The organism is Synechococcus sp. KORDI-52 (assembly GCF_000737595.1).
Classification (GTDB): domain Bacteria; phylum Cyanobacteriota; class Cyanobacteriia; order PCC-6307; family Cyanobiaceae; genus Parasynechococcus.
The window spans coordinates 1,366,316-1,379,118 of the sequence record NZ_CP006271.1 but is presented as its reverse complement, the minus strand read 5'-3'; the positions used below and the strand labels follow the sequence as shown (position 1 = coordinate 1,379,118).

General features: G+C 54.4%; 5 protein-coding genes. All 5 read left to right on the top strand.

What is annotated here, in order from left to right; all coding sequences use genetic code 11:
• Positions 1–211 precede the first annotated feature (211 nt).
• The 5 genes from KR52_RS06885 (at position 212) to KR52_RS06865 (ending at position 12,761) form a co-directional block, all read left to right on the top strand.
• Entirely contained in the window at positions 212–1,894 is a 1,683-nt protein-coding gene (locus KR52_RS06885) for an ABC transporter transmembrane domain-containing protein (protein WP_253912332.1), read from the top strand.
• Positions 1,894–4,044, top strand: a complete 2,151-nt coding sequence (locus tag KR52_RS06880; RefSeq protein WP_038553980.1) for an ATP-binding cassette domain-containing protein — start codon at positions 1,894–1,896, stop codon at positions 4,042–4,044. The genes KR52_RS06885 and KR52_RS06880 overlap by 1 nt, the downstream gene beginning before the upstream one ends.
• Positions 4,045–4,104: 60 nt before the next feature.
• Positions 4,105–5,514, top strand: a complete 1,410-nt coding sequence (locus KR52_RS06875; protein WP_038553978.1) for an HlyD family type I secretion periplasmic adaptor subunit — start codon at positions 4,105–4,107, stop codon at positions 5,512–5,514.
• A 242-nt stretch (positions 5,515–5,756) separates the two neighbouring features.
• Complete coding sequence (locus KR52_RS06870; protein WP_038553976.1) at positions 5,757–12,359, top strand: DUF5801 repeats-in-toxin domain-containing protein; 6,603 nt, start codon at positions 5,757–5,759, stop codon at positions 12,357–12,359.
• A gap of 3 nt (positions 12,360–12,362) precedes the next feature.
• Complete coding sequence (locus KR52_RS06865; protein ID WP_156957629.1) at positions 12,363–12,761, top strand: hypothetical protein; 399 nt, start codon at positions 12,363–12,365, stop codon at positions 12,759–12,761.
• Positions 12,762–12,803 lie beyond the last annotated feature (42 nt).

Sequence of the window (12,803 nt, the reverse complement as noted above, 5' to 3'; positions counted from 1 at the left end):
TATCTTAGTCAGGGATGGCTGAGAAATCTAAGCAAGTGCTTAAAAATGTCTGACGCCTCTCTAAAGGGTCAGCACAGGCTCAAATGAGTTGCAATCCTTAATTTGGAAGCGACAACTATCGTTCAAGCTAATGTAATTTTTAGCGACAACTGATGAATCAATGGTGGCCAGCCTAAGTGGCTCGGACCTTAGGAGTCGGACACTTCGTGGTATGAGACGTTTCACCGAAGCCGTGAAACGCTTGCCCGGTCTCTGCCTTGAGCTTGTTCGTGAAGCCCGAGACAACCGTTATTTTCAGTCGCTCAAGGATGTCGACTGGAACGAATATCAGCTTCAACCGATCTTGATCGCTTCGGTGCTGATCAATCTCCTCGAGCTGTCGTCTCCGCTCTACATCAACATCGTCTACACATCGATTCTTCCGTCCGGATCGATGTCCAGCCTGATCGTGCTCTCGGCGGTCGTCGTGGTGCTGATGTTGCTGGGTGGCTGGTTGAAATCAGTCCGGCTGGAGCTAACAGGAGCAGATGGAGCCCGCATCGAGCATCACAAACGCTTGGAAGCGGTGTCCCATTTCCTTCAACTCGGGCTACCGGATTTTCTGCGCATTGCCCCGGGTCAGCATCTACAGCGCCTCACCAGCATCAACCTGCTGCGGGATGAAAGCGCACTGCAATCGCTGACCACCGCGATTGACCTTGCCTTTTCAGTGTTGTTCATCCTGGTGCTGTTTCTGATCGGCGGCACCATTGGTCTTGTGGCCGTGCTGGCCATCGTGGTGTATCTCCTGCGTGCCATCGTTTTCTCCAGGGATTTCGAACAGTTGTCCCGCCAGCGGGATCGAATCGAGCTGGAGACGCGCACCTACCAAGACCGGCTCATTGATGCTTCTGATCTGATCAAAGCCAATGGGCTGAGAGATCAATTGCTGGTGGCCAACGAGCGCTACCAGGAGGAACAGGCGCATCAACGGCTGATTCATAACAGCTTCTCCGGCAGCTATCAGGCCTTCGGCTCCTTGATGAGTCAGATCACCTTCGCCACCGGTGTCACCTGGGGAGCGGTGCTGGTGGTGAATGGATGGCTCTCGGTGGGTGCCCTGGCAGCCTCGATACTGCTGCTGGGCAAAATTCTCTCCCCATGGCAGCAAGCCATCGGGCTGTGGAACAGTTATCGCCGTCTTGCCCACTCAAGAGATGAGTACGACACATTGATGGCACTGCCCGTTGAACCCAGCGGCGGGGAGAAACTGATCGAGATGAAGGCCCAGCCTGAACTCAACATCAAGCGGGCAGGTCAAACCATTGTTTCCGTCAAGCGCGGGGCTTCGGTTCTGCTGCGGGACAGTCAATTTGGTCTGGATGCACGGCAGCTGTTCCTTGAACTGATTCAGATCAAACCGACGCAGCAACTGGAGCTGAACGGACTTGCAGTGGAGGAGTTCCAGCGAGATCAGCTCCGTCAGGATGTGGCCTACGTCGATCCAGCGCGATCTTTTTTTGACGGCACACTTCTGGACAACCTCACCGGCTTTCAACCCAGCCGCCACCGACGCGGTGCCTTGTTCTGGTCTTACCTTTCTGGCCTGGATCAGCAGGTGAAAAATCTCCCCCAGGGGTACACAACGGCGATGGGAGGCAGCGTGTCCAGTGGCCTCTCCCGCGATGCCCAGGCCTTGGCCCAGGTGGTGACGGCCTTGAGCAGACATCCTCAGGTGTTGCTGTTGGATCTGACCGACTGCTCCTACGGCAAAGCCTTCGTGGATGCACTGGAACGGATTCTGCGGCGCTGCCATGGCGACATCACGGTGCTGATCGGAGGCGGTGGCCTGGTGATGGAGCGCCTTGTCGACCAACAAGTTGATCTGCAAGCAGCATTGAAGGAGGCCATCTGATGACGATCAACCCTCAGCAACAGGCGAAACCGCTCGCGCGCACCCAACTGGTGCGGGATCTCACCCTCACAGCTGAGGCCCCGATGGCCTTCTGTGTTCGGTTGCTGCTGCAACAACTGGCCTGGACGGGCCGACAAGAGCGGCTGTTTGAGCTCTTCGGAAACGATCCTCGCGGCATGGATGCGGTCGATGCCCGCAATCTGATGCTGCGGCTGGGATACACAAGCACCCAGGAGACTCTTCAAAGCTGGCGACAGCTGGAAACCCACAACCTGCCGGCGCTCTACGTCGATCCTGAGCAGCAGGCCTACGTGCTGATCCGCGGCGATGAGGAAGACGTCATCGCAGCGAACACCGATGGCCGTCTTGAGCTGAACACACTCAGGGCAGGCGGCAATCTGATCCTGTTCCAGGAAGCATCCACCGCCGATCGCAGCTCGATGCTGCAGAAGGTGCTTTATCGGTTCCGCAACCGGCTCACGCTCCTCTACGCCATCAGTTTCGTGATGGCGCTGCTGGCCCTGGTGGTGCCCTTTTACATCCGGGCCGTCTACAACCTGGTGATTCCAAGTGAAAGTGGATTTACGGGCACCGGGCTGTACATCGGTGTGGTGTTGCTGTTCTTCGCCGACTGGTTGCTGAGGCAATGGCGGAGCCGAGAACTCGCAAGCCTGGCAGCACGCATCGACGCCCTCATCGGGCTGCGGTTGGTCGAGAAAACCCTGGAACTGGACTCCAACCAGGTGTCCGTCCTGGGTCCCCGAAATTTCCAGAACCAACAACGCAATCTTGATGCCCTGCTGGTGTATCTGCAGGGACCCTTGGCGCTGGCACTGCTGGATTTCCCCTTTGTTGTGATCTACCTCGCGGCGATCTATCTGATTGCAGGGCCGCTGGTGCTGATTCCGATGGTGTTGATGGCCATCACCGCAGTGCTCGTGCTGGTGCTGGGACGTTTTTACAACATCGCCACCGAGATGAATCTCTCCAGTGAACTCGGGGTGGCCCAGGCTCAGCAAGAGCTGGTGAGGCGATTCCTCGAAGTCAAGCAGTCGAACCTGGAATGGGTCTGGCTTCAGCGACTGCGCGGTCTGTCGGCCCAGAGCACCACCAGCTCCCTGCTTGTCAATCGTCAACTGGGTCGTCTTCAGGTGATTGTGAGTACGGCAGCCCAGCTGGCTGGGGTGCTCACCCTGGCAGCTGGGGTGTGGATCGCCTACTCGGACCCATCGAACACTGCGGTGCTCGGAACGCTGATCGCCGCGATGTTTTTCGTGTGGAGGGTGTTCACGCCCTTCCAACAGTTGATGAATGCCATGGTGCGGTTCGACACGATGCGCAAACAGTTCACGAGGCTGAATCAGTTCCTCAAGCTGCGGCAGACATCCCGGCCCAAATCCGCCGATGAATCGCAACGTCTCTTCGGAGCGGTGCTGCTCGATTCAGCTGCGAGCCGTCTTGGCCGTGACAATGCCCTGGTGCTGACCCGCACATCACTCGCCATTGACCCAGGCCAGATCCTGGCGATCACCGGCAAGGCGGGCTGCGGCAAAAGCGCTTCGCTTCGGGTGATCGATCAGATCTATCCACTCACCAGCGGCACACTCCTCTTCGACGGCCGTGATCACCGGCAATTCAGCACCGACCTCATCCAGAACAACATCGCCTTTGTGATGGAGACCACGGAACTTCTGCCGGGCACCATCCTCTCCAATCTTCAGGCCATGAACCCGGATGCAACCCTCAAGAAGGTGCGCGAGATCCTGGCTGAGTTGAAGATTCTGGATTATCTGGAGTCGTTGCCCGAAGGGTTGTCCACGTCCCTCGATGAAGCCGTGGTTTATCAGCTTCCGCAGGGTGTTCTGCGTCTTTTATCCCTGGCCCAGGCGCTGATCAAAGACACCCCAATTCTGCTGATCGATGATCTGAGCCAGGGGCTGTCGCCGGATCAGTTCCAAACCTTCATTGATGTTCTGCCCACATTCCGTAAGTCTCATTTTTCGGGCAAGTTGCGCAGCGTTCTGATCGCCACTGACAACAAGTTGTTGCTCGAAAAAGTGGATCAGATCTGCATTCTTGATAAAGGAGTCACCAGTTTCCAAGGCACGGCTGAGGATCTTCGTCAACGCCTGCAGCAAAGAACCCCGTAGCGCAACCAACAAACCAACCCGCATCCGCCCTCAACTTCGACATCGCACCCCTTTTCCACCATGACCAGCTCCTCTGATTCAGCATCAACCGATCAAACCCCAAACCAGGACTCAGCGCTCGCCACAACAGGGTCCAATGGAACTCCGGGCTCGTGGCTGACGAAACTCCCAGGCTTTGAGCAATCCGATCTCAATGCTCTGGTGGGGCGGCAAAGGCTGTCGCAGGCCCTTGATCTTGAACAAAAACCAGACAATCGCTACCTGCGCCTCAGCCTTTACTTGCTGGGGGGCGCTGCAATTCTGTTCGTGCCCCTGGCAGCGTTGACACCGATCACCCAGGTGGTGGAGGCCTCCGGGGAGGTGGTGCCCCAGGGGTCGGTGAATGTGGTTCAGCACCTTGAGGGTGGAATCGTGGCGAAAGTGAATGTGCTCGATGGCGAGGAGGTCAAAAAAGGCCAGGTGTTGCTGGAACTCAATCCCCAGCTGGTGGGCAGTGCCTACGACGCCTCCGAACAGGAGCTGGAAAATCTGATCATCCAGCAGAAGCAGCTGCAAGCTGCGATCGAGGGCAAAAAGGAGCTTGAGATTGCCGATGCATCAGGAACGAATGAGCGTGTGGAGAACTCCCAGCAGGAGTTGCTGACGAGCCGCATGGACAACACGGCCGATCAGATCGCTGCGTCAGAAGCGTCGGTGCAGGAGAAGAAGGCTGAAGTGAATGGGCTGAATGAGCAGATCAAGCTGCAGCGCGAAGAAGTGGCGATGTGGACTGAACTGTTGTTTTCTGGTGCCTCCTCAAGGCTGCAGTTAGTCACAGCGGAAGGAAAACTGGCCGAGATGGTGGGGGCGCGCAATGAAGCCCGAAAGGCACTGCTTCAAGCCCAGGCCAACCTCAGGGGGCTGAAGTCAGGCCTGACCTTCGAAAACAACTCGAAAATTGCTGAGTTGGTGGGAGAAGAGGCTGTGATCAGCGAAAACATCAAGCAAATTCGCGATCGGCTGGAACGTACCAAAATCGTGTCTCCGGTGGATGGTGTGATCAGTGATCTGCGCTACAAGGCCCCAGGAGCTGTGGTCGCCCCAGGGGCTGTGGTGCTTCAGGTGGTTCCGAATCAAGGCAAGAAAATTGTTGAGCTACGTGTTCCCTCCAAAGACATCGGCTTTGTGAGCACAGGGCAGGACGTGGATGTGAATCTGTTGCCTTTTGATTCGAGCACCTATGGAACAGTGCCGGGCAAGGTGAGTGCCATCGCCGGCACCACGGTGCAGGATCCCACGACAGGCGGTTACTACTACGCAACGCGGGTGAAACTCGAAGAACAGAATATAAAAGTTGGAAATAAAAAATTACCCATTCAAGCGGGAATGCCACTAGTGGGGGATATCAAAGGTGAAAAGCGCAGCCTGCTGCAGTACATCATTCAGCCCTTCACCCGCACCATCGGTTCCGCGTTCCGCGAGAGAAACTGATAACTGCCTGAGAGAAGACTGAAAGTCAAATTAAGAGGGGACTAAAGTACAATTAACGAGGCAAAAAAGCAAGCCTGATTCGAAAGTCTAAGAATTCTCTCAGGTTCGAAAACAACTGCACCACAAGGGCTTTGCTTTGCACGCAAGGGTGTGAAGCCATCAAACTTGAAAAGCGAGGTTGATGCGATTGAGGAAACTCGCGAACCATTCGTAATCTTTGATCAGGATCACTGAGATAGCGAATGGAATTCGAATTCGACGCCCAAGCCCAAAGTCTGGAAACGTCAAACCAGCTGTCTGTCGGTTCGGGTTCGGAAGAGAATTATCAAAGTGCTGGCCAAAGCCCAACTCCCGCTGGTTTCAAAGGGGTTCCCCTGAACGACTACCTGGGATTTTCAGAAAGTTTTACACAACTACCCCCACCAGCTTTTGATGTGCTCATCAGCGGGGCTGATCCAGTTCTGGTACCCGCCACATTGGGAGGAGCGGATCTGCCGGCGGCAGACCTGGCACTGGCCCCAGAGGGTGCGCTGGTTTTCGTGCCGGAAGCGCTGGCAGCGGCCATCGATAACGGTGTTGCGTTCGAAGACGAAGACCCAGCCGTTCAAGCGGCTCTTGAAGACCTGGACGTGGATGTCGATCCTGCAGTGGCTCCTGCAGCCGACGCCGATCCAACACCAACTCCCGAACCAACTCCTGATCCAGATCCCGTCCCCCTCAGGATTGAAGCTGAAGATTTCGGAACGCTCTTAACGTTTGACGGTGGAATCAACGGGAATTTTGTTGGCACGCAATCACGGGAAGATTCGGATGGCAGCCCACTCATTTCCAAAGTCGACTTCTCAAACAACTTCAGTATCGGTGGTGCCGCTCCTGGTGCAATACAAGACGTTAACTACAGCATTGATTTTGCGCAGGGTTTCAACAACGGCGATCAACTAACGCTCACAAGTGGCGGCTCACCGGTCTTCCTGATTTTCGACGCAACAAATAACAGCTATTTCGGTTCGCTTGATCCAAACGATACAAGCAGTAATTCTCAAAATGTTGTCTTCGAAGTCAGCGTTGGAGCAAGAGACGGCATCGTCATTGTTGAACAGTTCAAGCCCATTGATCACACCAATGGCATCGATAACACCCTGAGCAATGCAGCAACGAATTTAGATTTAATGCTGCTTGAGAATGGAGCCCTCATCCTCAGCGCGACGGTTACAGAAACATCAATAAGCGGTGATGTCCAAACAGCGACTGCATTCTTTGATCTCGGCGGGAACATTCAATTCGCCGACGATGGTCCGCTCGAAACCACAGCCGTCACCGCAGACCTCACCGGACTCGATCTGCTCACCGGTGATGGTGGGCTGCCCGGCGGCAACGACACCGCTCTACCCGCTTCCGATAACGCCGATGGCATTGATGTCGCTCAGCTGTTCATCAACGCCGTCACTCCCGACTACGGCGCTGATAATCCTGGTTCGCAATCTGCCTCCAGCTTCCAGTTCGCCTCCTCCACAACCGGTCTCACCACAGGCAACACCACTGGCGTCGATACAGGGTTGACCCTCTCCGATGGCACCACCATCGTCTATGCCTACCTGTCTGCCGACGGGCAGACCCTTACCGGCAGCACAGATGCCAACGGTTCGATCACACCGGCAAACACTGCCTTCACCATCCAGATTGATGGAGCCACAGGCGAGGTCTCACAAACTCAGCTCCAGGCACTTGCGCAGTCGAACATTCTTAAAGACGGCTCAGGTCTGGCCAACGTCGACGGTGAATATTCCAATGATCGCGTGGACCTCGCTGATGGTGGTCTGAATCTCTCCATCACCGCCGACGTCACCACCACCGATGCTGACGGTGACGTCGTCACCAATGACTCCGTCACCTCCGCTGATGTCGCCAGCGCCTTCGTGTTCGGGGATGACGGTCCAATCTCCAGCACCGTCTCCAATCCCACTGCTGTTCTGAGAGCCCTCGCTGACAGCCTCATCCTCGACGAAACCAGGCCCGTCGGAGACGATCGAGCAGACACCGCCAACGGCGAAAACGCAGAAAATCCCCCGGGCACTGATACCGCCTCGGCAGATCTCGCCGGCGTCTTCACCGATGCGAACTCCGCAACCGCTGGGCTTCAGGTCGACTACGGCGCCGATGGTCCAGGCTCTGTCGCCTACGCACTGACGCTCACACAGACATCCTCACAATCCGGGGACATCCTCTCCGGCATCTATGCACTCGATCCCACAGATACGGAAACCACTGTCGATGGCTACGGACAAGGCGAGCAGCTGATCCTCGTTGAAGGCTCCACCCTCACGGGCGGAGACGTCGGAACCATCTATGGCGTCCTCCCTGCCGCAACGGACGCAGCCGACAGCTACTTCACCATCGCCAATACAGGCACCAGCGTCACCTTCAGCCAGCAGAAAAACGTCTGGCACAACGACACCAACAATTTTGATGAGGGCGGTCCCACCGCCAACAGCGGACGTCTCATCGTCACCAATGGCTCCCTCGGACTGCAACAGACCGTCACGGATGCCGATGGTGATTTCGCCTCGAGCACAGCTGATCTCAGTGGCTCCACCAGCACAGACGGCTTCTCAGTCTTCTCCATCCAGGACGATGGGCCAATTCTCTCTATCGACGCTGACGAGAACTCGCTTGGCGTCGCCATCACCTACGACGGAAACACCACCAAAAACGGCAACTATCAATTTGATAGTGGGAACGGAATTGATATACCTGCGACCCCGGGCAACTCTGACACCGCAACACTGGCCGCCGCAAACGTCCAGGCTGTCTTCTCCACCACCTCAGATCCTGGGACCGATGGCGGCTCACTAGGTACACCCACTTACCAGCTGGTCTTCGATGTCAACAACATCGGAAAACAGGTCAACGATCTCTCCGGCACCGCCGGAACCGGTTGGACCAGCGATGGCACCAACGTCGTTTGGAGCGAAATCGATTCAGGCACAAAATACGCAGGAGTCCTCGAGGGATCGAGCACCAAGGTCTTCCAAATCAAAATCAATACAAACAACGGCAAAGTTACTGTCAGACAATTTAGAAATCTCGATCACACCACTGCTGCTGGTGCTTCTGATGGGCCTGAGTCCGCTCAGCCCTACAGCGATGACAATCTGACCCTCGCCGACAGCCAACTCAGCGTTCAGCAGTCCATCACTCTCACCGATGGCGACGGTGATACAACCACCGCCACTGCTGACTTTGATCTCGGCGGCAACATCCAATTCGGTGATGACGGCCCCGGCAATCCCACCTTGGTGGTCTCCGGCACCGAACCCATCGCCTTGACCTTCGACGGTGGCCTCTCCCCCGCCGGCAATTTCGTCGGCGCGGAGCTCGCGGGTGACACCAACGCATCTCCTGTCATTGCGGAAGTTGATTTCTCCTCCGCCTTCACCCCAGGCAACCTCTCTGATTACGGCGCCGATGGCCCTGGCTCCGCAAGCACCGTCTCCTATGCACTCGCTCTCACAGGTCCGACCGACTCTGGTCTCACCAGTGGCGGCACCGCCATCACCCTCTCCGAATCCGGCGGTGTAATCACAGGTTCCGCGGGCGGCAATACCGCGTTCACCCTCGCCGTTAATTCCACGACGGGCGTGGTCACCTTGACCCAATCCCTCGCGATTGATCACCCACTCCCACAGACCTACAACGGCGCCTACATCTCATCCCCAGAAGACCTCGCTTCGCTCGCCGACGGCCTGATCCAACTCAACGCCTCCGCCACAGCCACCACCGATTCCGACGGCGATTCCTCCTCCACAGCCACAGCCTCTCTCGATCTCGGCGGCAACATCCAATTCGGTGATGACGGCCCCGGCAATCCCACCTTGGTGGTCTCCGGCACCGAACCCATCGCCTTGACCTTCGACGGTGGCCTCTCCCCCGCCGGCAATTTCGTCGGCGCGGAGCTCGCGGGTGACACCAACGCATCTCCTGTCATTGCGGAAGTTGATTTCTCCTCCGCCTTCACCCCAGGCAACCTCTCTGATTACGGCGCCGATGGCCCTGGCTCCGCAAGCACCGTCTCCTATGCACTCGCTCTCACAGGTCCGACCGACTCTGGTCTCACCAGTGGCGGCACCGCCATCACCCTCTCCGAATCCGGCGGTGTAATCACAGGTTCCGCGGGCGGCAATACCGCGTTCACCCTCGCCGTTAATTCCACGACGGGCGTGGTCACCTTGACCCAATCCCTCGCGATTGATCACCCACTCCCACAGACCTACAACGGCGCCTACATCTCATCCCCAGAAGACCTCGCTTCGCTCGCCGACGGCCTGATCCAACTCAACGCCTCCGCCACAGCCACCACCGATTCCGACGGCGATTCCTCCTCCACAGCCACAGCCTCTCTCGATCTCGGCGGCAACATCCAATTCGGTGATGACGGCCCAGAGATCGATGCAGGGATATTTACAGCAAGCCAGCAACTGCAATTCAATGTAGTTGTTGGAGACGATAGAGGAGACAATCAAATCGACGGAACACCCAATTTCAACTACAGTGATTTCAGCAGAATTGCACTAAACTTTGATTCCATATACGCCAACCAGACAATAACTATTGACCTAGATGTAGAGATCAGCGGATCCTGGAATTATGACGGCGTTGGGGATAGCAGTGGCAATGTGTTTGCAAACTTCTTCGATGACAATTGGTCCATTTTCATACCAGACAACCCAATACAGGAAGCGGCTTGGCGCTTAAATGGCGGGCCTGGATCAAGCGCAACAGCCGATGAGATCTTCTTTTATAACGCTAACGCAGGAGCAACAGGATACCCTCAAGACGAGCCGTTTTACGATAATTTAGCGACCCAAGGAATTACCTATGCCCCGCCAAGCAATGTCAATACAAATTTCACCTTTAGCCATACAGCACAGGTAACAGGAACCCTGGACTCCAACGGAGACTTTGAATTCTGGGTTGGCGGCGAAACAACTCAAAAAAGTGAAATTGCAACAATCGAAGGCATTAGCAATGTGCAACTTACGGGCCCACAACTGCCTGGGGCGGTGCTAATCCAAGTTGAAAACATAAACGCAACATATGCTAATCAAAACCTAGCTTCATGGAACTTCGGCGCTGATGGCATAAACGCCCTGGCCGGCTATGACATTGAGTTTATAACCCAAGGATATACAGGTGTAATATCCCAGGGGGCGACTGCACAAAACGTTGAACTGACAATTTCTAAAGCAGGAAGCGCAGTTGCCGTCCTGAATCTCAATTCAGACGTTACCGCGAATGATTCTCTGCAGATCATAGCGACGGGTCAACAAGAAGATATTGAGTTCAATCTAAAAGTAAAAGATGGCGACGATGACATTGACTCAATTGAATTCGATATCGAGCTGGGCACTGCAAACGCAAACACTATCCCCGCTAATACGCAACTATATCGAGATGAGTTTGAGAACAGCAATAGCAGCTGGTCATCACAGGGCGGTATTATCAACAATAACGGTGAACTCGAAATAAGAAGTGGGAACTCCCGCGAAGCAACCAAAACCTTTGAATTTGGCCAAGACAATGCAGGCAAACAAGTCGAAGTAAGTTTTGACGCAGAAACTCAAACTAACTGGGAAACATTCGGCGGCCAAAATGACAGATTCAGAGTCCGTGCCAACGGATCGACCGTTCTCCAGCCTGCCGGAAACAACAACCAACAATTTAATTTTCAAGCTACGCTTAACACAAATGGTGAACTTCAAGTAGAAATTCACGTTCTCACAAGCTCCAATAGCGAAACATTGAGGATTGATAACTTCACGATTGTTTCACTCGAAGAATTCGTAGAAACGAGTTTCTTAGCTATCCTTCCCAATGTGAATCCAATCAGCATAGATTTGAACAGCGACGGCAAGATTAACTACCTATCTCGTGGAGAAGGTCAAAGTTTTGAAGATGTTGAAACGAATGTAGTGAGCAATATCGCCTGGGTTGCTCCTGATGATGGATTACTGGTGATTGATGCAGATCAATCTGGAACGATCAATCAGACCAAAGAATTTGCTTTCACCGAATGGAGTGATCAGGCCAAAACTGATCTTGAAGCGGTCGCTGAGGTATTCGACACCAATCAAGATGGTGTATTGAGTGAGCAAGACGAACAATTCGCCAACTTTGCAGTCTGGCAAGACTTGAATTCTGACGCAAAGACTGATGAGGGGGAACTCCTCACACTTTCAGAGCTAGGCATTGAAAGCATCGATTTAACATACAGGGAATCCAGTCAAGAACGTAGCGATGCCGATGGCGATGTCACGGTGTTAGGCCAGGCGAACATCAACTATGAGGACGGCTCGGTGGGTTTGGCAGAGGATACAACCTTTGCCAGAACAGTACTGGAAGAGGATCAATCATCAAACAACAATCAAAGTGATCAATTGGGGACAGAGTCAACTGCGAGGGGTGAAGCATCAGGCATTGCATTAACAGCCGAGCTAGTTGACCAATACCTGGAAACAAGCCCTGTGGAGGATGAGACAGCTGCCGAGGCTGACGCATCCAGCACTGCCTCAACTTCAGAGTTAGTTGACCAGTACTTGGAAACTAATCCTGTGGGGAATGAGATAGCTGCCGAGGTTGAACAGGATCTGATGTCCATGGAATCCGAATCGGATTCATTGGGAGATGAGATGGAAGGGGAAGAATCCACATTGAATGAACGCGGAACTGAAGAAGTCAGCGAAGACGATCTCGACCTTGAGGTTGAAATGATTGAAATTTCAATGGACGATAGCTTTGAGACAATTTCACCTGATGTTGGGGAAGACTATTCCTCCGCCGCTGTTTGAGCCATGGCCAATCTTAATCCTTCAATAGAAGACATCACACACTCAATCTCGGATTTGGTTGATCAATTTCTTGAGGTTGCGCGAAACGGTGGGAACGAGCCCCCCGGATCTGAAACCAGGCAAGCAGATCTGATGTATGAACTCGATTCACTCGTCAGTGATTTTTTAGATGAGAATCAGCTCGATGCCAATGAATTCTCAAGCATCGAGCAACAGGTTCTCAACTCCATTGCCGAAGACCTGATCAACGAGGAAACAGAAACCAATGCCCTGGAGATGGATCAGGATGAATTGGGCAATTTTGATGCCGGATCGGTGTTCTCTGCACTGGACATGACACTGATGGAGGCCTCAGTGGAAGCACCAAGCAGTTCATTTGGTGTTGACGCCATGGATGGCTGATCTGCTGCAGGGGCCCTTGGATAGAAATCAAAGAACACATTG

Coding starts and splice junctions, on each gene's coding strand:
- KR52_RS06885 (WP_253912332.1), top strand. CDS start 212: ATGAGACGTTTCACCGAAGCCGTGAAACGCTTGCCCGGTCTCTGCCTT.
- KR52_RS06875 (WP_038553978.1), top strand. CDS start 4,105: ATGACCAGCTCCTCTGATTCAGCATCAACCGATCAAACCCCAAACCAG.
- KR52_RS06865 (WP_156957629.1), top strand. CDS start 12,363: ATGGCCAATCTTAATCCTTCAATAGAAGACATCACACACTCAATCTCG.
- KR52_RS06870 (WP_038553976.1), top strand. CDS start 5,757: ATGGAATTCGAATTCGACGCCCAAGCCCAAAGTCTGGAAACGTCAAAC.
- KR52_RS06880 (WP_038553980.1), top strand. CDS start 1,894: ATGACGATCAACCCTCAGCAACAGGCGAAACCGCTCGCGCGCACCCAA.